The following is a 20121-nucleotide window of genomic DNA, read 5'->3' as shown; positions in this document are numbered from 1 at the left end:
AATTACCAGGATATTTAGTTTCAGCAAATATATCTACTCTATCAAAATCCATAATGTTTTTTTTAGGGAATAGGGGAGTAGAGGAAGTATTTTTGTTGGGTTTCGTTTCCTCAACCCAACCTACTTGGGAATTTATTATATCTACTAATTTCTAACTTTTGACTTTTGACTTTTAACTTTTGAATTTACTCTATTGGTAATTCCAAAATAAATTCTGAACCATGATTTAAACTTGACTCAAAATAAACTTTGCCATTATGATTTTCTACCACAATTTGATGAGTAATAGACAGACTTAAACCCGTTTCTTTAATATTAGCAACCGGATCGAAAATTTTTGCATTAACTTCTTCTGACATTTCCACACCGTTGTCTTTAATTTTAATAATTACTTTGGTTCTATCCTCATTCATTTCAGTCTGAATTACAATTTGAGGTTCGACTTGCCAGTTAGAAAAACCTATTTTTTTACCCAACTTATTAATTCGATGAATAGCATGAGAAATTAGATTCACAAATACCTGATTTAATTGTCCGCGAAAACATTCAATTTTGAGTACATCTCCATATTTTTTGACTACTTTAATAGCTGGACGATCATGATTAGCTTGCAGGCGATGCTTCATAATTAATAGAGTGCTATCAATACTGTCATGAATTTTCAAAATAGTTTTTTTATCAAATTTTTGTAAAGAGGTGCTTAGGTATTTAATTCTTTCCGAACTTGCCTTCATAGAAATAACCATTTTAGGGAAATCTTCAATCAAGAAATTTAGATCTATTTCTTCAGCATTTTTAATAATTTCTGCCACAGGATGAGGATAATTTTTTTGATAAAGAGATAAGTGATAGAAGAGATTTTTAATATAGGTTTCTATATGATAAGAATTACTATAAATTGTCCCAATAGGATGATTTAATTCATTAGCTACTCCAGTCATTAATTCTCCTAATGCCGACATTTTTTCCGTTTGAATTAGTTTTGCTTGAGATGTTTTTAATTGATCTAAAGCTTCAGTAAGTTCATTAGTTTTTTTAGCTACTTCTTTTTCTAGATTGTTTCTTAATTGTTGTAAATGTATGTGAGTTTTTACCCTAGCCAAAACTTCAACTGCTTGAAATGGTTTAGTAATATAATCTACGGCTCCTAATTTAAAACCTTTAACTATGCTTTTAGGGTCTGAAAGAGCAGTCATAAAAATTACTGGAATTTCTTTTGTTTCTGGGTTTTCTTTTAATTTTTTACAAGTTTCAAATCCATCAATACCAGGCATTTGTATATCTAGCAAAATTAAATGTGGTGAATCATAAGAAATTTGTTTGATTGCTCGTTCACCGCTAGTTGCTGTGCGAACTTCATATCCTTCTTCACTTAAAGTTTGAACCATTACTTTAAGATTAGTTAGAGTATCATCTACAACTAAAATGTATTCTGAACTAAGTTTACTTGTCATTAATTTACTATTCCTTTTTTTTTTCTAAAAAAATCCTAAGCATTAATCCGTCAGTTATAATTTATTAAATCATTATCTGATTCTCTTGGAAGAAAAAATATTTTTCAAGGAAAATTAAAGTTACTATAGCAATATGAAATCATTCGTTAGAAAAAACTTGAGGGGTTTGGTCTCCAAAGGGAAACACTAAGGGATTTGGAGACCAAACCCCTACAATCAAATTTTACCGAATGATTAAGGTATAAAGTCTCTCTATTCATACAAAAAAAATCAAAAAATTGCTTTTAACTAATCCTCTTCTGCTCAAGAAAAGGTAATTATTAATTGTTAATTATTAATTATTTACAACCTATTTAGGATTGCTATATTAGCAGGACTTACGCAGAAACCGGGTTGATCAAGGAAATTTCTTGGTTTGAACAACAATATCATGGCAATAAACCCAGTTTCTTGGTTGGTTTACGTCAGTCATAACTAAATTATACTCTTTTCCAGTCACAATAGCTGACTGCTGAATACTTACTATAGAAACCGGTGATTTACAGCAATTTTGAGGAAAGTGAGGTATATTTAATGATTAATCTCTATCTTTGCATTTCAGACTTCCATCCTATAACAAACAGGATGCTGGAACTGCAAAAATTATCTAACATAAATCATCAATTCTTTTCTCCTACTTTTACTCCCTTCATAGAAAAAAAATTCCTTTTAACCAATCCTTTTCTAATCAAGAAAAGGTAATTATTAATTATTAATTGTTAATTGTTAATTATTTACAACCTATTTAGGATTACCATATTAACAGGACTTGCTATAGAAATCGGTGATTTACAGCACTTTTGAGGAAAGTGAGGTATATTTAATGATTAATCTCTATCTTTGCATTTCAGACTTCCATCCTATAACAAGCAGGATGCTGGAACTGCAAAAATTATCTAACATAAATCATCAATTCTTTTCTCCTACTTTTTACTTCCTACTTCCTCTTTTAACCCTAACAAAAACTCATAATAAAATCTTCTATTTCATCTGCTTGAAAATTATCTGCCCATTGTAAAATTGGTTCAATAAAAGAAGTATATTTCGAGTCTAACTGCTGAAGTTGTTCAGCTTTTTCAATTAATTTTTGCAGATTTCCTCTCCGTACTAAATCGAGTAATATTTCTAACTCCTCAACTGGTGGAGCTAAGACTTGAGATTTGTCAATAACTGTACTTAAAACGGGCGATCGCGAACTTATTTCCAGATTTTCTATTTGAGAATATTTCCATTCAATTTCTAAATGTGTTTCCAACATTTTAAACAACTCTTGTGCATTAACAGGTTTAGGCAAAAAATCATCCCCACCAGCATCAAGACCGTATTGGCGATCTATATTTGATACGGAAGCTGAAGAAACAATCACCCGCAAATCTTTGAGTTCATCTGAAGTCCGCAGTTCCTTAAGCATCTCAAAACCATCCTCTGTTGGCATATATAAATCTGTAACAACTAAATCTGGTTTCAGTTGTTCTATTTTAGCTAAACCTTCAGAACCATTTTCCGCTTCCACAGTAGTAAAACCAAGTGGTTTCAGTAAATTAATCAGTACAGAGCGATTTTCCCAGCGATCGTCAATAACGAGAATAGTTTTTTCTCCTCCTTCATAACCAATAATCTGTTTTCCATCTAGATGAGAAGATGATTGCACCAAATCATAACTAAGAGGAAATTTAACTGCAAAGGAAAATGTACTACCTACACCCAACTGACTTTTTACTTTAATCTCTGAACCCATAAGTTTAACCATTTGACTACTAATAGCTAACCCTAATCCTGTTCCTTGAGACTTCTTCGCTGGCGCTCCTACTTGTTCAAAAGGAGCAAAAATAGTCTCAATTTTGTCTTCTGGAATCCCAACTCCTGTATCTTGAACTGTAAATTTAATTGTTTTAGATGGATGGGAGTTAGAATCAGGTGTTACTTGAGTTTGATTCTCGGATAATTCTAGACTCTGACTTGACTGCTCTGGGGAATTTTTGACTCTAAAAACGACTTTACCAGTATCAGTAAATTTGACCGCATTACCTAATAAATTTATTAAAACTTGGCGCAAGCGTTTTTCATCTGCAATTATACCAATAGGTAGATTGGAGTCTGCTTGATAAACCAATTCAATTCTTTTTTGCTCTGCTTTAATCCGAATAACTTCAACAACTCCTTGCAGAAAAGCAGGAAAATGAAAATCATGGGGTTCTAAATCCAGTTTCTGAGCTTCTATTTTAGAAATATCTAGAATATCATCAATCAGAGTTAATAAGTGAGAACCACATTGAGCAATAACTCTAATCCCTTTCTGTTCTTTTTCTCCCCAAGACTGAGAATTATTCATAATTTGAGCGTAACCAAGAATCCCGTTAAGAGGGGTGCGTAACTCGTGACTCATATTTGCCAGAAACTCGCTTTTAGCTTCGTTAGCAGTCTCAGCAGCTTCTTTTGTCTTTTTGAGTTGATTTTGTTCAAATGATTGCACCTTCCACAATACTATAATCATCGTCATGGTTAAACTCAGAACTACTAAAGCCATCAGATTTAGTGCTTTGAGTTGGGATTCAATATTTTCTCTAGGAATGATTAAACCCAAAGACCAATCTGCTTCTTCTATGGGAATGTAAGCAAGATAAACTTTTTGTTTATTTATTTCGACTAATTCTATCCCCTTCTCCTTAGCGACCATTTTTCTAGTAATATTTTTGATGTTGGGGTTTTCCGACGCTAAAAAATTGATATTAGGTTTGTTCCCCTTGCCTTTGATTTTTGACTCAGGGCAAAATATTGACTTTCCTTGGGAATTAAGAGCAAAAGCATAACTATTAGGACCATATTGTAAACTATTGACTACTTCTGTCATCCGGTTGATGGGGATTGCACCTGTTATAACTCCTATTGGTTCTTTCATGTTAGAAGAATCTGAGGAAACAGGGGCAGCAATAAAAACCATGAGTCTATTAACCGTAGAAGAATTGAGTGGATCGGAAACATTTACATCACCAGCAATAGCCCGTTTAATGTACTTGAAATCTTTCAGATTGGCTTTAGCTTTACCTACTTTGCTAGTATAAAAAGAACCATCCAGATTAATCATCGAAAAGAATAAAAAATCTGGCGATCGCAATTGTTTATATTTTAATAAAGGTTCAACTATTGACCAATCCATAGTTCGGAAAGTAGGAGTATTGCTTGTAGTTAGTATCTCAATTTTTCTACTAGCCAACCATTTATCAATATTATTAGCTCCTACTTTTACCTCCAACAAAGCATTTTCTTTTAAATTATCTAGAATCAAATACCGAACAACTCTATAACTATAAACAGCAGAAATACTCACTATTACAGTTGTACTTCCAACCAGGAAATTCAACATAAAACTGCGGGATGATTTGTTCTTTTTTCGGTTGTTTTGCCACCAAAGTTGTAACTTTTGAGAAATTTTAATTTGTGGTAATTGTTCAATCCTGAACATAGGTTTATTATTCTATATTTATTAAGTTAATTTGTCAGCATTTCCTAGGTCATGGTGCGCAAATAGCCGTAAGCTATCGGCAACCAGAAGAGTGCTTTTCTCTTAACTAAAATCAATAGCTGATTCTGTAAGAATTAAATCTTAACTACCAAAATTTTATATGGCATTTAAACTGCCTCTTTTTGTTGAGGAATCACAGCTAATAGGTGAATGCTTACATTAATTTTAGTTATTCTTTGTTAGTGAGCATTCCGTTATTAAAGTAAAAACAACCCTTGAAATTGAGAAAGAATAAAAAAGTTACTTTCCCAGTCCTATTCCTAAGGCTTAGAAGTAATGAATAATTACTAATTATAGATAATTTTTCTTAAATAAAACCTGTTTTTGTAAACATTCAGCACTTAGGTGTTGATTTTATTTTGAGAAAAAAGATTTATGATACAGTGGGCGTGATAAATCAGATATTTTTCTGACTACAAAGTTCATTTTTCACTTTTTTTATTCGTTCAAATATCCTCCTGAAAACTGAGTTTTTTATTGCTGTTAGCGCAGCTCCGACCCAGGAGGATAGCTGACAGCTAATATCTGAATGCTGACCTATTTTTTAAGTTTGATAGTAAGCATTATTAGCATTCAGCATTTCCTGCGGAATATTGCACAAAAATAACTTTTAATTCTTCAGGACTTACCCAGAACCACTATATCTAGTAGGGAGGTTACGAAGTATGGGAAGCAAACGGCCGTATCCCTGGCGCGACATGAAACACTCCTACACCTGGTGTATAATTTGCTATTTTACGTAAGTCCTGTTATTTTTAAAGGCTAATTACCTTTTTGGTGTGATAAATAAGTTAATAACTTAAAGCTAATCGCTCACGGTTAAATGGTTATATTTGATATTTGTTTATAGTTGCTAACTTAAGCCCTATAATCTATATTATCATTTAGAAAACAAGTTGCTTTCCAACTTTCAAAAAAGTAGTATAATTACTGAAAGCTAAAAAAAATATTAAATACACCATGATGAACAGTCCTTTTTTAAATCGTCTGCATAGTCCAGAACGCCCAGTCATAGTTTTTGATGGGGCAATGGGTACTAATCTACAAGTGCAAAACCTTACAGCAGAAGACTTCGGTGGTGCAGAATATGAAGGTTGTAACGAATATCTTGTCCATACTAAGCCAGAAGCTGTAGCTAAAGTCCACCGAGACTTCCTGGCAGCAGGTGCGGATGTGATAGAAACTGACACATTTGGTGGGACAAAAATTGTCTTGGCAGAATACGATTTAGCAGACCAAGCTTACTATCTAAATAAAAAAGCAGCGGAATTAGCAAAGTCTGTTACTGCCGAATTTTCTACCCCAGAAAAACCTAGATTTGTGGCTGGTTCGATGGGACCAGGAACTAAATTACCTACCCTCGGACATATTGATTTTGACACCTTAAAAGATGGCTTTACGGAACAAGCAGAAGGTCTTTGGGATGGGGGAGTAGACTTATTTATTGTGGAAACTTGTCAGGATGTTTTGCAAATAAAAGCTGCTTTAAATGGTATAGAAGAAACCTTTGCTAAAAAAGGTGAACGTCGCCCGATCATGGTGTCAGTAACTATGGAATCTTTTGGCACTATGTTAGTTGGTTCAGAAATTAATGCTGCCCTAACAATTTTAGAACCTTATTCGATTGATATTTTAGGATTAAATTGCGCTACTGGTCCTGATTTAATGAAGGAACATATTCGTTATTTATCAGAAAATTCTCCTTTTGTTGTTTCTTGTGTTCCTAATGCTGGTTTGCCAGAAAATATCGGCGGACAAGCTCACTACAAATTAACTCCTTTAGAGTTAAAAATGGCATTAATGCACTTTATTGAAGACCTGGGAGTGCAAGTTATTGGTGGTTGTTGTGGTACTCGTCCAGACCATATTCAAGCATTAGCTGAAATTACTGAAACTCTCCAACCAAAACAACGAGAATATAAATTTATTCCTTCAGCAGCTTCCATCTATTCTTCAGAAACTTACGAACAAGATAACTCCTTTTTAATTGTGGGAGAAAGATTGAATGCTAGTGGTTCTAAAAAATGTCGAACTTTACTAGAAAAAGAAGATTGGGATGGTTTAGTTGCTTTAGCAAAATCTCAGGTAAAAGAAGGGGCACATATTCTTGATGTTAACGTTGATTATGTGGGGCGTGATGGGGTCCGAGATATGAAAGAATTAGCATCTCGTTTAGTGACAAATGTTAATTTACCTCTAATGTTAGACTCCACTGAATGGGAAAAAATGGAGGCTGGTTTAAAGGTTGTCGGTGGTAAATGTTTGCTCAATTCTACTAACTATGAAGATGGAGAACCTCGTTTTTATAAAGTATTAGAATTAGCCAAAAAATATGGTGCTGGTGTGGTAGTTGGAACTATTGATGAAGATGGAATGGCTCGAACGGCGGATAAGAAATTTGAAATAGCTAAACGAGCTTATGATGCAGCAATAGAATATGGGATTCCTGCCCATGAATTGTTCTTTGATACTTTAGCTTTGCCCGTTTCTACAGGTATCGAGGAGGATAGGGAAAATGGAAAAGCCACTATTGAATCTATTAAAAGGATTCGGGAAGAATTACCAGGTTGTCATATAATGCTTGGGGTTTCTAACATTTCATTTGGTTTAAATCCGGCAGCTAGACAAGTGTTGAACTCGGTATTTTTGCATGAAGCAATGGCAGTAGGTTTAGATGGTTCTATTGTTAGTGCTAGTAAGATTTTACCCCTAGCAAAAATTGAACCAGAACATCAAGAAGTTTGTCGGAAGCTAATATATGACCAACGGGAATTTGATGGGGATATTTGTATTTATGATCCTCTGACTGAACTAACAAAAATGTTCCAGGGTAAAACAACTAAAAAAGACCGTTCGGCTACCCAAAATTTACCAATTGAAGAACGTTTAAAACAACATATTATTGATGGGGAACGTATCGGTTTAGAGGATGCTTTAGCAAAAGCTTTAGAAAAATATCCGCCCTTAGATATCATCAATGTCTATTTATTAGATGGCATGAAAGTAGTGGGAGAATTATTCGGTTCCGGGCAAATGCAATTACCATTTGTATTGCAGTCTGCTCAAACTATGAAAGCAGCGGTTGCTTATCTACAACCTTTCATGGAATCAGAGGAAGCTGGTGAGGATAATTCTAAGGGAACATTCTTGATTGCTACTGTAAAAGGAGATGTTCACGATATTGGTAAAAATCTGGTAGATATCATTCTTTCCAACAATGGTTATCGGGTAATTAATTTAGGAATTAAACAACCAGTTGATAATATTATTGCTGCGTACCGAGAACATAATGCTGACTGTATCGCCATGAGTGGTTTATTGGTGAAGTCAACTGCATTTATGAAAGATAACTTGGAAACATTTAACGCAGAAGGTATTACAGTTCCGGTGATTTTAGGTGGTGCTGCTCTTACTCCGAAATTCGTGAATGAAGATTGCCAAAATACCTACAAAGGTAAAGTCGTTTATGGTAAAGATGCGTTTTCTGACTTAAATTTCATGGATAAATTGATGCCAGCAAAATCAGAAAATAAGTGGGATGATATTAAAGGTTTCTTGGGTGAGTTTGCAGAAGAAAACGGTAAGGGTAATGGTAAAGTTGCTACGAAAGTTAAATCTCAAGAAAAAGAAGAAACTCAACCTGCTGAACCAGTTGTCGTAGATACTCGACGTTCCGATGATGTACCAGTAGATATCGATCGCCCGACTCCTCCATTCTGGGGAACCAAGTTATTGCAACCAGAAGATATGCCATTTGAGGAATTATTCTGGTATTTAGATTTGCAAGCGTTGATGGCAGGGCAATGGCAGTTCCGCAAACCCCAAGGACAACCACGGGAAGAATACAATGAGTTTTTAGCTGAGAAAGTTTATCCGATTCTGGAAACTTGGAAGTCACGGGTAGTTGAAGACAAGTTACTACATCCCCAAGCAATATATGGTTATTTCCCTTGTCAAGCAGAAGGAAATACACTTTTAATCTATGACTCAGAGGAAGTGACTCAGACTGGAAAAGCAACAAAAGTTGTGAACAGTTTTGAGTTTCCTCGGCAAAAGTCAGGACGACGGTTGTGTATTGCAGACTTCTTTGCTCCCAAGGATTCGGGAATTATTGATGTGTTCCCAATGCACGCTGTAACAGTAGGAGAAATAGCAACCGAGTTTGCTCAGAAATTGTTTGCTGAAAACGAATATACAAATTATTTGTATTTCCACGGGATGGCGGTACAAACTGCCGAAGCAATGGCAGAATGGTTACACGCTCGGATTCGTCGAGAGTTAGGTTTCGGTGCAGGGGATGCAGATAATATTAAGGATATTCTGAGACAGCGTTATCAGGGTTCCCGTTATAGTTTCGGTTATCCTGCTTGTCCGAATATGCAAGATCAGTTCAAACAGTTAGACTTGTTGGATACTAAGAGGATTGATATGTATATGGATGAGAGCGAACAGCTTTATCCTGAACAGTCTACTACGGCGATCGTTACTTATCATCCTGTGGCGAAATATTTTAGTGCGTAGGTTGGGTTGAGGAACGAAACCCAACAATAGCGCGTAGCTTTTGTTGTTGGCGCTAGCATTGCGTAGCATGGAACCGAAACCGAACAATAGTAAGGTGTTTATCCCCCCTAACCCCCCTTTGAAAGGGGGGATAAGAAAAGGGGAAAATATCCGACTTACGCAAAGAAACCCGGTTTCTGGGTTCACTGATAACTGAAAACTGTAGTTTGGGGTGAAAAACCTAACCCCACCCAGAGCAGAAATAATTCTGAGTTCTTTTCCCTTCTGGATTCTGAATTCTGTTTGCGGAGTATTCCGGAGGAAATTCTGAATTCTGACGGATTTTATATTAAGACTATATAGTATCTTTACACAAGTTCTGTTATAGTTAGAAAAAACAGCCAAAGTTTTAGGAATTTCTTGGAGTATGAACAACTCTGATATAAAACAGGTGATAGCCAAGTTCGAATCCCGTGATGCCGATCTATACAAAGGTATGTCCAATTTCTATAATGCTTTCATTGGAAGGAACCGAGATTATAGAGCAATTGCAACCGAACTGCTAGAGATTTTGGGAAATCGGCAAAAAATCTTGGATATAGGAATCGGAACTGGTTTGCTAGCAGAACAACTTATTCAGTTGAAACCTCTACTCCAAATCACTGGGATAGATACAAGCACGTCGCTACTTGCTCAAGCTCAGACTTGCTTGGGTTCTCAAGTAGAACTCTATTGTCAAGATGTATGTAATCTTGAACTCGATCAGACATTTGATGCTGCCTATTCCCGTGGTGGTGCTTGGGCTTTTATTCGTGATAGTGATACCTTTTTACTTGCTAGCCATATCCAGGATATAGATGCTATTCAACAAAGTTTTGAACGGGTTGCTGCACACTTATATGACGGAGGGTATTTAATTATTACCACATCAAATGCTAATCACAGTAAATTAGATAAGTTTGATGGGGAAATGTCGTTTGAAAGAACCGTTAGCAAAAATTGGGTTGATGGGGAGCAATATCTCATTATTGATTATGTGTGTCACAAACATGAGAGTATTACGGAACATCAAAGAGTACAAATGCGATTACTCGAACTCGATTATGTAGAAGGTATGTTGAGTTCAGCAGGCTTCCAACTAATTTCTTACCAAAACGATCAATACCGAATTTATCAGAAAGGGGGTGACAAATGAGCCAGTATTTCAATCTCATGGAAGAGACGTCACAAGCAACAGATATACTTATCAAACACTATATGGACAAGTTGAGTCCGGAAGTGAAGCTACTTCCGATGAAGCGACATGGCCACCCTCGATTACGGGATCTCCAGATCAGAACAGGTTATGAAATTAACGGAGGTCAAAACTGGAAGGAGATTCTTCCAGTTTGTGCAAGTTTTGAGGTCCTAAACTGCTCAACTTATGTGATTAACTGGTTTCTTGATGAAAAGCATGGGTATGATAGCCCTGAAAATAAACGAAAGCTAGTTATATCTGGGTTTCAACTTAGAGAAATTGCCCAACAAATTCTAGAAGAGCATAGTCTGACATCAGTTTTACCACTTCTGAGTCAAATAAACCACCAAGTTTATCTTGGTCAGATGATGGATATTCGAGACCTACAGGTTTCTAGAATAAGTGAATATCAAGACTACGATAATTTTCTAGAGGCTTATCAACTGCGGTGTAGACTGCTTTCTGGTGTATTTTACGGGAGTTGTTTTTTTGCAGGCTCGATTGTGGCAGGAAAGCCTGACGAACTACTTTATGAAATGGGGGCTATCTATGGAGCCGCTACTCAAGCTGCAAATGATTTCGGTGATTTTGCACTGCCAGTTGAGAATTTATCAAAGCTGGAAAAACCATATCAGGATCAATTTTCAGACTTTATAAATGGAAAACTCACGTTGGCAGTTTATTTAATGACTCAAAGATGTAATGAGCAAGAGAGGAAACGACTCGAAGAATTGAGACTGGAAGCTATTGACGACAGTAAATATCGCGAAATTCTAGACATAATGGTAAACAAGGGGGTTTACGCTGATTGTCTGGCGTACCTCAAGCAAGAACACAAAACGTGTAAGCAGATGCTTTACTCGAAGGAAAAGACACTGCATCGAGATACGATCGCTTCAATTCTAGTGAGAATTACCTCAAATAAGTTCCTGTCGCAACTCAGGAAGAATATTGAAGTTAGCAGGTGTTCTTCTGTTTCGTAGTTTTCAGCCCACTAGGATGCGTTAACGGAGTGTAACGCAGCGCCCAATCTATAGTGTTTAAAGATAGCATAAGCATGGCAATTTTGAAATATAGTAATTTTAATGAATTAGACATCTCCAAAAATAAAAAGTAAAATCAATTATTATCTATAAATTATCAATTCTTCTTCCCAGTTAAGCGCGGTTGTGTTAAGCGTTCCCTCTTTTCTGGAGATGTCTATTAATCTACAAAATTAATTGAGGTAATTAAATATGAAATTAACAGCAACAGAACAAGGCTTATTAATACCTAAAGAATTATTAGGAGAAAGCCAAGAGTTTGAGATTATTCAAGAAAATGGAAAAATTATTATTACCAGCATCAAAAAAACACTTTCTATTTGGGATTTAGGTAAAAATCCTGTGGAATTTAATGTAAAAGATGGGGTTAGCGATCGCAACCGTTATCTGTATAATCAACAATGAAAGAAGTCTATTTTTTGGATACTAGCTATACTTTAGCCGTAGGTTGGGTTGAGGAACGAAACCCAACAGTAGGGTTTGGTTGGGTTTCACTATCGTACCGCTACGCGGAAGACAGAAGCGTTCAAAGAAGCTCTCGATAATCGAGTTGCTAATATTTTAATTGCAGCTTGTGAAGACTGGATTGAACCATAAAATCAGTTATCAGTTGGCGATTATTTTAATTTTTTAATTGGCGATCGCTTCTATTTAATGAATTAATATACAAAATTAATTGAGGTAATTAAACGTGAAATTAACAGCAACACCTGTGGAATGCGATGTAAACGATGGCGCAATTAATCACGACCGTTATCTTTATAATCAACAATGAAAGAAATCTATTTTTTGGATACTAGCTATATTTTGGCTCTAGAAATCAAAAGTGAAGACGCTCATCAACAAGTATTAGAAAATTGGAATTTTTTAGTAAAATCTAAGCCTTTTTTAGTAACAACAACGTATATTTTTGATGAAGTTGTAACTTTCTTCAATAGTAGAAACCTTCATTATAAAGCAGTGGAAGTTGGTAATCAACTATTAGAAAGTCCTGAGATAGAATTGATTAATATCGATCAAAATCTATTTAATTAAGGATGGCAATATTTTCAAAAGCATCAAGATAAATCCTATTCTCTAACTCATTGTTTATCATTTATAATTATGAAACAACGAAAGATAGTTACAGCTTTAACTTTAGATAACCATTTTTTTCAAGCTGGCTTTAAAATGTTACCATGATAATTGATATAGTTACTAACCTAACTAAAAAGTTATCAGTTATCAGCCGTAAGTTCGGTTTCACTATCGTTCAACCCAACAAAGCTTTACTATTAGAAATTTCCAAAAATAAAAAGTAGAATCAATTTTTATCCATAAATTATCAATTATTCTTCCCTATTTCCTCTTTTATGGAGATTTCTATTGTTGGGTTTCGTTCCTCAACCCAACCTACAATTACTTTTAAAGGAGATAATAAATATGCCAGAACTAAAAATTAAATGTCGAGACCCAGAATCATTAAAAAACATGATTGAAAAGATGAGGTTTGACAGGATAAAATCCCTGAAATCGGGAATTTCTCAAACTAAAAAAAGACTCTTATAATTTGAATAAAAATATCAGTTACCTACTCAAGAATTTCTGCTTCGATATGAGAATGATGAATTTGAATAAACATTAGAATTAGATGAATGGATAGGGGAAGCTTTGATGTTGAAACGACTCGAAGAAAAGATATAAAAATTGGGAGATATTGAATTTGTTATTTGAAGACTACTTCCAACAACTTTACGACTTAATAGTAGCTTGTGAAATAGTGCAAAATTTTCAGATTATAACCTCTCAAAGAAGTGATGCGCGAAGGTATGATTCGAGGGGAAATAAAGTTTCTAGATAATTCTGTTTTAATGGTGCGAAAATTTGTAGATTTAGAATTAACAATAGAGCGCGATATGTATTCCTATCAATATATGACTGCCTCAAATAATCTGATTTTCCGCTATGACAATACTGAACATCATAAAAAGCTAAACTTACCAAATTTTCCCCACCATAAAGATGATGGAAGTCAAGAAAATGTTATTTCCTCAAATGCTCCTACTTTGGTAGATGTATTACAGGAAATTGAAAATTTGGGATAAGTATTGCCATTCTGAAATAGGGCGATTTTAATGAATTAATTTACAAAATGAATTGAGGTAATTAAACATGAAATTAACAGCAACAGAAGAAGGCTTATTAATACCTAAAGAATTGTTAGGAGAAAACCAAGAATTTGACATTATTCAAGAAAATGGGAAAATTATTATTACCACCATCAAAAAAACACCTTCTATTTGGGATTTAGGTAAAAATTCTGGGGAATGTGATGTAAAAGATGGGGTGAGCGATCGCCGCATTTTATGAATGGGAGATTACTTTTATGACAGCAATAATAAACAATAATATTGAACAAGAAATCATAGATAATCTGAAATTATTACCACTTGAAAAACAACAGGAAGTGCTAGACAATATTGCAGTTTATTCAACATAAATTGAAACTATCTGAAGTTGATTCTAAAAATCAGTTATCTCTCAAAGAAATTGCTCGTTTGCCAATAGCCGAGCGCCATAAATTATTAACAGGATCAATAGCTAAAACTTATGAAAATTAATGATATTTTGTCAATTACTGCTGACGGCTGAATGCTGGCCTCTTAATTTATACGTTTATTATCATAGCGTGTTAACATATAAATGTCAACCATTAATATAAAATATTTCTTTGCGTGTTAACGTGCTATAATATGAACAAAGGATTGGACATGATTGAGGACAAAGAATGATCGCGACTAAACACAAAGCAAAGAGTTCCCGACCTGGAAGACCAGGAGGCAATCCAGGAATTTCTAAGTATGCTTTTCAAGCCAAAAACCCAGAGAAACCAAACAAAGCTTTACTCGCATTGAGAATTGACTCTAATGACTTAGCAACTATCAAAAATATTCCAAACTGGCAGGATAAAGTCAGAGCAAAGTTAGAAGAGCTACTACAGGAGGAAGCGATCGCCAAAAAATCACAGACACACAGTCTATCTGTAGGATAAAGCTTGATGTCTAAAAATAGCAAAAATATTCACTCTGCCACCGATCCCGCAAAATGTCGGGAGATGGAGCAGAAATATGGCTGGAAACTTGTAGAAGTCCGCCCAAATAAAGACAAAATCCTCAAAGTCGATTGCGTCTTTGAGGGAGAACAAACAACTTTTGAGGATAACCGCTATGACAACTGAAACCTGGATAGTTTATAAAACAGAAGGTATGAGCGAACATGGATGGGAAGAACGAATACTGATGCCTCGTCAAAGTCTAACTGACATTTTAGAAGAAAACTGGAGCGCTGAAGAAAATCCGACGATTCCCGAAATAGGCGATCGTACTCGTGCCTATAAAACTGACGACCAAGATGCTATTACTCATGCCAGAGAAGGAGATTGGATAGTAACGCGGGTCGAAAAGTTTGCCAGTTTTGACACCGATACCCGCATCGTCATCTGTTATTGTAAATACGCTCCCATCGCTCCCCAGTGGGAAGAAGTTTCACGGGGCGCTCCCGCCAACGAATTATTGCTTCCTGTAGCTAGATAGTATTTTGAGCCATAAATCGTTAGATGACTTATAGCGATTTTCATTTGAATAAACCACAGTAGGGACGTTCCATGAAACGTCCCTACTTTTTGTGTTGAATAAAAAGTCTAGCATATAGGCGAGTTTTCCCCAATAACATAATACTATCAGATTTGATTCGAGAATGCAAGCTTTATTTTCTTTCCGATTTTTTTGACAGGTAGCTCTCAGAGAATGAAAATGTTAAGTGAATTGAGAGAATAGTGAGAAAGGCGATCGCTCAACTTATTTACGAACAAATCTGTTCAGTTGTTGAACTAATAAATGTAGTGCCAGCGGACATTATTAAAATTGCCAAATTTAGTCACGGTAAAAATCTAGGGGCGATTTCGCAAACGGGAATGCTCCTACCCAATCGCGAATCGTCCCTACTTCTTTTATTGAATAAAAAGTCTAGTGTATAGGCGAGTTTACCCCAATAACATAATACTATCAGATTTTGTTGGAGAATGCAAGCTTTATTTTCTTTCCGATTTTTTTTATAGGTAGTTCTCAGAGAATGAAAATGTTAAGTGAATTGAGAGAATAATGAGAAAGGCGATCGCTACACTTATTTACGAACAAATCTATTCAGTTCTTTAACTAATAAATGTAGTGCCAGCGGACATTATTAAAATTGCCAAATTTAGTCACGGTAAAAATCTAGGGGCGATTCGCGATTGGGTCGCAGCATTCCCTATGGGAAATCGTCCTTACTTCTTGAGTTGAATAAAAAGTCTAGTATATAGGCGAGTTTACCCCAATAACATAATACTATCAGATTTGATTCGAGAATGCAAGCTTTATTTTCTTTCCAATTTTTTTTATAGGTAGCTCTCAGAGAATGAAAATGTTAAGTGAATTGAGAGAATAATGAGAAAGGCGATCGCTACACTTATTTACGAACAAATCTATTCAGTTCTTTAACTAATAAATGTACTGTTGTGGAAGGATTATCATTAGCAGGATTAGGTGGATTATATTGTTTTAATAACTTCTCTGCATTCTTAATTGCTTGAGGTTGTCTATCAAGCAACATTTTGTACATTTCATTGCTATTTTTCTCATACTTTTGATTCATCCTTTTAGTTAAAAGTTTTTCATAGTCTTTGCGAGACTTTGGGATATAAGGATCGTCAAAATGTAACAAGTACCAAACTTCAAAAGCTTGATTAGAATATGCGACTTCAACATTATTATCTTCGGCATATTTTATTGCTGCATTAAAATTTTTTGGTGGAAACGAATCTTTGTCAAATACACACCAAACTCTATCGTAATCACCATCTTCTTGTTTGATTCTTAGAGCTTTTTCAACTAAATTAATCGTATTTTTACCAACACCTAGTACATCAACTTCAATTACATCTTTAGGAACAGGAAAACTTTTAAAATAATTTGGTTCAGTTTTTGTGCCCTCACAAACTATTAAAAAACGCTCTTTTGCTTTTCGTGTTTTTACTTTTTCATTTCTTGAGCGAGCATATTTACTTTTCTCATTCCGAGAATTTTGATGATTTTTACCAGATGCTTTTTTTTTACCCATTTTTTTCAAATAATTCGGTTAAATCTCCAAGAAAAGGTATTGCTCCATATCTACCTTTAATATAATCATCTTTAAAAATTTCTTCGTTTTTAATTTCATATTCAACTAAAGAATATAAATCGGTTGCTCCTTGCCGATCTTTTTCTGTAAACCATATTTGGTCTAATCTGAACATCTTACTATTAAGTAAGTTAGTATCATGATTTGTAAAAATTAGTTGAGCATTTTTAGGATTAGTTTGATTAGAGTTAAATAGCTCGATTATTGTACGATTAATTATGGGATGTAATCTAGCATCAAGTTCATCTATTATTAAAATTTCTCCATTTTTTAAACTCTGCAAAATTGGTACTGCAAAAGCAAATAATTTTTGAGTACCATCTGACTCATTTTCTTCAAAATCAAATATTACTATAGATTCTATTTTACCTTTAGAATCATATCTTTTATGATATGTTTGAATTTCATCAGCTTGCACTCCTACATCGCTCATACGTTTTCTAAATTCTTCTGAATAAATTTGAGAAAATTGTTCTGGTAAAATATTTATTGTGTCAATTTCAATATTATCAATACCTAAATCCCATTGTCTAATAAATTGAATAATCTCGTTTTTATATTCACTATGTTGTTGAAAATATTGAACTGTAACTCTTTTATATAAATCACTATGTAATCCTGAAATTATATTCAAATCCATAAACCATCGCAAAATACTTGTAGAAATTTTGCCGTTAAATTGAGCATTTACAGAAAGAAAAAGTGCATTATTTCTCGTCTTATCTATGATTAATTTTCCTTCTTGAAAAATCTTAGTAGGAATCTTGATACCATTTTCATCCCGTTCAAATAACTTACTTTCTCTTACTTTTGGTACATAAAATAACCACTCAGAAATAACCTGTTTTTCATCTACTTCAAAACCATATCTATATAATTTATTTTCTAAAATAAAGACTATTTCAAAATAAGAAGGCTTTCCCTCAGTCTCCGTACTTAATTTAAACTCTTCCACATTAATAGCATCTTCTATCTGAGTTTCTTTTGATGAATTAAGCACAAACCAACGCATAAAAGCCATTGCTTTAATCAAATTACTTTTGCCACTAGCATTAGCACCATAAACAGCAACACTTTTGAGCAAACTTAACTCTTCATCAACATCAAAAACATTATTTTCATCAACACTTTTATTCTTGGCACTAACATTTGTCGCCACCATACTCAAGGTGACAGTTTCTTTAAAAGATAAATAGTTACCGACACTGAATTCAATCAGCATAAAAGTTCAAGAATAGCTAAAGTGGTATATCTGTGTTTGTTTCACAAATTTACCCTAATTATACTCCTAAATAGCAAATTTAACAAATTTTTTATAAGTAGAAACTAATTACAGCTCGCTAGACTACACTAGGAGGAAATGTCATTCGGCCCTACTGTTCAGGGTTTTGGTTATAGCAAATCCATCTTAGACAATATTTGGGCTGTTTTTAACTAACTTCTCCGAATACTTTAGCACCTAGTAGTTTCTTATAGTTTAATTAGGGTGTACTTTTCTATCCTGATGAGTTAATTGATAAAAGAAGTTAATTTTGCTGATTAAAGAATATTTTCAGTAATTAAAAAGTGACAGTTTCTTTAAATAATAAATAGTTACCGACACTGAATTCAATCAGCAGAAAACTTCAATAATAGCTAAAGCAGTATATCTGTAATTTTTTCACAAATTTACCCTAATTATATTCCCAAACAGGAAATTTAACACATTTTTTAAACTCACCCATTTTTGATGATGCTAGTCAATTTATTTAAGTTGGCGATCGCTTTGGGAACTATAAAATTAGGTGGATAGAGGGAATGGTGAATATGGGGCTATTTTTTCACTATTTTATAGTATGATATAAAGTTTAATGTTTGGTATAATAGTCATTATTTCTAACTCTTCCCTACCAAGGGCAAAAAGACTTTTTTAACAAACCTTAATTAAAGAAGGTGATATTAGGGAGATAGGGAACATCTAGAGTTAATATAAATAGTAATAATTTTTTCACACGGAAACTTATGATGTCCACTACTGAAACATTTACAGCCTACGCATCTTTGAAAGTAGGTGAAAAACTCAAACAATGGGAATATGAACCTAAGCCTTTAAGTGCTAATGACATAGAAATTCAAGTCACCCATAATGGTTTATGCCATACTGATATTCACATGAGAGACAATGACTGGGAAGTGAGTAGTTTTCCTCTAGTTGCTGGCCATGAAGTAGTCGGAAATGTTACTCAAGTAGGTGCAGATGTAACCTCTCTGAAAATTGGCGATCGCGTCGGTTTTGGTTGGATTCGTAATTCTTGCCGAGTCTGTGATGCTTGTCTACGAGGAGAAGAAAATGTTTGTCGTAAAGGTTACACAGGTTTAATTGTGGGAAATCATGGGGGGTTTGCTGACAAGTTACGCGCTCCTGCTGATTTTGCCTACAAAATACCTGATGGTTTAGATTCTGCAAGTGCAGCACCATTGCTTTGTGCTGGAATCACAGTTTATACTCCCCTGCGCACCTATGTCAAATATCCTGGCACAAAAGTAGGAGTAATAGGAATAGGAGGATTAGGACATTTAGCCATTAAATTTGCTAGAGCAATGGGAGCAGAGGTGACTGCTTTTTCTACTTCACCGGATAAAGAAGCAGAAGCCAAAGAATTTGGAGCGCATCATTTTTGTAATTGGAAAAGTGAAGAAGAAATCGCAGCAGCTAGTAGTAGTGTAGATTTACTGCTTAGCACTGTTTCATCAGAAGTTGATTGGGATAAAGCTTTTGGTTTATTAGCTAAGAATGGTGTTTTCTGTTTACTTGGGCTTCCTGTTTCCACCTTAAATATACCTTTATTACCTTTAGTTTTCGAGCAAAAAGCAGTCGCTGGTAGTGTAGTTGGTGGTCGGAGTTTTATGACAGAAATGTTAGAATTTGCAGCAGTTCATCAAATTAAACCAATGATTGAAACTATGCCTATTTCTCAAATTAATGAAGCAATAGATAAGGTATTAGCAAACAAAGCTCGTTATCGGATTGTTTTAACTGCGGAATAGAGTTTTCATTTCGGCACAGTAGAGGCGAGTTCCATTCGCTCTCTACAAATAGGGTATGATTTCAGAATTAGCGATATAGCTGCCGCACTTGCTTCGCCAACG

The 20121-nt window shown here is 34.7% G+C and carries 17 protein-coding genes; 13 read left to right on the top strand and 4 right to left on the bottom strand.

Annotated elements, in window-relative coordinates:
• Nucleotides 1-185 precede the first annotated feature (185 nt).
• Both VKJ25_RS18080 and VKJ25_RS18075 read right to left on the bottom strand, forming a co-directional pair.
• The gene (locus VKJ25_RS18080; protein ID WP_324238032.1) at nt 186-1454 is read right to left on the bottom strand and encodes a hybrid sensor histidine kinase/response regulator; all 1269 of its coding nucleotides are present in this window, start codon (nt 1452-1454) and stop codon (nt 186-188) included.
• 994 nt (nt 1455-2448) lie between these two features.
• Entirely contained in the window at nt 2449-4956 is a 2508-nt protein-coding gene (locus VKJ25_RS18075; protein WP_324238031.1) for a hybrid sensor histidine kinase/response regulator, read from the bottom strand.
• A 1023-nt stretch (nt 4957-5979) separates the two neighbouring features.
• Here VKJ25_RS18075 and metH point away from each other — a divergent pair.
• The 12 genes from metH to VKJ25_RS18015 all read left to right on the top strand — a co-directional run bounded on the left by metH (nt 5980) and on the right by VKJ25_RS18015 (nt 15368).
• Nucleotides 5980-9537, top strand: a complete 3558-nt coding sequence (gene metH / locus VKJ25_RS18070; RefSeq protein WP_324238034.1) for a methionine synthase — start codon at nt 5980-5982, stop codon at nt 9535-9537.
• A 475-nt stretch (nt 9538-10012) separates the two neighbouring features.
• Entirely contained in the window at nt 10013-10711 is a 699-nt protein-coding gene (locus VKJ25_RS18065; RefSeq protein WP_324238030.1) for a class I SAM-dependent methyltransferase, read from the top strand.
• Nucleotides 10708-11736 (top strand): polyprenyl synthetase family protein, encoded by a 1029-nt coding sequence (locus VKJ25_RS18060; protein WP_324238029.1) that lies wholly within the window; start codon nt 10708-10710, stop codon nt 11734-11736. The genes VKJ25_RS18065 and VKJ25_RS18060 overlap by 4 nt, the downstream gene beginning before the upstream one ends.
• A 252-nt stretch (nt 11737-11988) precedes the next feature.
• Nucleotides 11989-12201 carry a hypothetical protein gene (locus VKJ25_RS18055; protein ID WP_324238028.1) on the top strand — a complete coding sequence of 71 codons (213 nt, stop codon included), beginning with the start codon at nt 11989-11991 and terminating at the stop codon, nt 12199-12201.
• On the top strand, nt 12198-12341 hold the full coding sequence (locus tag VKJ25_RS18050) for a hypothetical protein (protein ID WP_324238027.1): 144 nt from the start codon (nt 12198-12200) through the stop codon (nt 12339-12341). Before VKJ25_RS18055 ends, VKJ25_RS18050 begins: the two co-directional genes overlap by 4 nt.
• A 226-nt stretch (nt 12342-12567) precedes the next feature.
• Complete coding sequence (locus VKJ25_RS18045) at nt 12568-12831, top strand: type II toxin-antitoxin system VapC family toxin (RefSeq protein WP_324238026.1); 264 nt, start codon at nt 12568-12570, stop codon at nt 12829-12831.
• Nucleotides 12832-13218: 387 nt separating this feature from the next.
• Nucleotides 13219-13344 carry a hypothetical protein gene (locus VKJ25_RS18040; RefSeq protein ID WP_324238025.1) on the top strand — a complete coding sequence of 42 codons (126 nt, stop codon included), beginning with the start codon at nt 13219-13221 and terminating at the stop codon, nt 13342-13344.
• Nucleotides 13345-13592: 248 nt separating this feature from the next.
• Nucleotides 13593-13880 carry a toxin-antitoxin system TumE family protein gene (locus tag VKJ25_RS18035; protein ID WP_324238033.1) on the top strand — a complete coding sequence of 96 codons (288 nt, stop codon included), beginning with the start codon at nt 13593-13595 and terminating at the stop codon, nt 13878-13880.
• Nucleotides 13881-13947: 67 nt separating this feature from the next.
• Nucleotides 13948-14145 (top strand): hypothetical protein, encoded by a 198-nt coding sequence (locus VKJ25_RS18030; protein ID WP_324238024.1) that lies wholly within the window; start codon nt 13948-13950, stop codon nt 14143-14145.
• A 418-nt stretch (nt 14146-14563) separates the two neighbouring features.
• Complete coding sequence (locus tag VKJ25_RS18025) at nt 14564-14827, top strand: hypothetical protein (RefSeq protein ID WP_324238023.1); 264 nt, start codon at nt 14564-14566, stop codon at nt 14825-14827.
• 6 nt (nt 14828-14833) lie between these two features.
• Complete coding sequence (locus VKJ25_RS18020) at nt 14834-15013, top strand: hypothetical protein (protein ID WP_324238022.1); 180 nt, start codon at nt 14834-14836, stop codon at nt 15011-15013.
• Nucleotides 15003-15368 (top strand): hypothetical protein, encoded by a 366-nt coding sequence (locus VKJ25_RS18015; RefSeq protein WP_324238021.1) that lies wholly within the window; start codon nt 15003-15005, stop codon nt 15366-15368. The genes VKJ25_RS18020 and VKJ25_RS18015 overlap by 11 nt, the downstream gene beginning before the upstream one ends.
• 913 nt (nt 15369-16281) lie before the next feature.
• Here VKJ25_RS18015 and VKJ25_RS18010 read toward each other — a convergent pair.
• Nucleotides 16282-16932 carry an RloB family protein gene (locus VKJ25_RS18010; RefSeq protein ID WP_324238020.1) on the bottom strand — a complete coding sequence of 217 codons (651 nt, stop codon included), beginning with the start codon at nt 16930-16932 and terminating at the stop codon, nt 16282-16284.
• Nucleotides 16925-18214, bottom strand: a complete 1290-nt coding sequence (locus VKJ25_RS18005) for an AAA family ATPase (RefSeq protein ID WP_324238019.1) — start codon at nt 18212-18214, stop codon at nt 16925-16927. The genes VKJ25_RS18010 and VKJ25_RS18005 overlap by 8 nt, the downstream gene beginning before the upstream one ends.
• Before the next feature lie 779 nt (nt 18215-18993).
• On the opposite strand from VKJ25_RS18005, the gene VKJ25_RS18000 reads away from it, so the two are divergent.
• On the top strand, nt 18994-20019 hold the full coding sequence (locus tag VKJ25_RS18000) for an NAD(P)-dependent alcohol dehydrogenase (RefSeq protein WP_324238018.1): 1026 nt from the start codon (nt 18994-18996) through the stop codon (nt 20017-20019).
• Nucleotides 20020-20121: the final 102 nt, after the last annotated feature.

The sequence above is a fragment of the Okeania sp. genome, assembly GCF_035285525.1.
GTDB lineage: Bacteria > Cyanobacteriota > Cyanobacteriia > Cyanobacteriales > Microcoleaceae > Trichodesmium.
Note: the sequence above shows the minus strand (reverse complement) of the source record. Positions and strands in the feature narration are given on the sequence as shown.

Excerpts from the sequence above, each read along its gene's own strand:
- VKJ25_RS18015 (WP_324238021.1), top strand. The coding sequence starts at position 15,003 with ATGACAACTGAAACCTGGATAGTTTATAAAACAGAAGGTATGAGCGAA.
- VKJ25_RS18045 (WP_324238026.1), top strand. The coding sequence starts at position 12,568 with ATGAAAGAAATCTATTTTTTGGATACTAGCTATATTTTGGCTCTAGAA.
- VKJ25_RS18065 (WP_324238030.1), top strand. The coding sequence starts at position 10,013 with ATGTCCAATTTCTATAATGCTTTCATTGGAAGGAACCGAGATTATAGA.
- VKJ25_RS18060 (WP_324238029.1), top strand. The coding sequence starts at position 10,708 with ATGAGCCAGTATTTCAATCTCATGGAAGAGACGTCACAAGCAACAGAT.
- VKJ25_RS18020 (WP_324238022.1), top strand. The coding sequence starts at position 14,834 with ATGTCTAAAAATAGCAAAAATATTCACTCTGCCACCGATCCCGCAAAA.
- VKJ25_RS18055 (WP_324238028.1), top strand. The coding sequence starts at position 11,989 with ATGAAATTAACAGCAACAGAACAAGGCTTATTAATACCTAAAGAATTA.
- VKJ25_RS18035 (WP_324238033.1), top strand. The coding sequence starts at position 13,593 with ATGCGCGAAGGTATGATTCGAGGGGAAATAAAGTTTCTAGATAATTCT.
- VKJ25_RS18040 (WP_324238025.1), top strand. The coding sequence starts at position 13,219 with ATGCCAGAACTAAAAATTAAATGTCGAGACCCAGAATCATTAAAAAAC.
- VKJ25_RS18000 (WP_324238018.1), top strand. The coding sequence starts at position 18,994 with ATGATGTCCACTACTGAAACATTTACAGCCTACGCATCTTTGAAAGTA.
- VKJ25_RS18030 (WP_324238024.1), top strand. The coding sequence starts at position 13,948 with ATGAAATTAACAGCAACAGAAGAAGGCTTATTAATACCTAAAGAATTG.
- VKJ25_RS18025 (WP_324238023.1), top strand. The coding sequence starts at position 14,564 with ATGATCGCGACTAAACACAAAGCAAAGAGTTCCCGACCTGGAAGACCA.
- VKJ25_RS18010 (WP_324238020.1), bottom strand. The coding sequence starts at position 16,932 with ATGGGTAAAAAAAAAGCATCTGGTAAAAATCATCAAAATTCTCGGAAT.
- VKJ25_RS18050 (WP_324238027.1), top strand. The coding sequence starts at position 12,198 with ATGAAAGAAGTCTATTTTTTGGATACTAGCTATACTTTAGCCGTAGGT.
- VKJ25_RS18005 (WP_324238019.1), bottom strand. The coding sequence starts at position 18,214 with ATGCTGATTGAATTCAGTGTCGGTAACTATTTATCTTTTAAAGAAACT.
- metH (WP_324238034.1), top strand. The coding sequence starts at position 5,980 with ATGAACAGTCCTTTTTTAAATCGTCTGCATAGTCCAGAACGCCCAGTC.
- VKJ25_RS18080 (WP_324238032.1), bottom strand. The coding sequence starts at position 1,454 with ATGACAAGTAAACTTAGTTCAGAATACATTTTAGTTGTAGATGATACT.
- VKJ25_RS18075 (WP_324238031.1), bottom strand. The coding sequence starts at position 4,956 with ATGTTCAGGATTGAACAATTACCACAAATTAAAATTTCTCAAAAGTTA.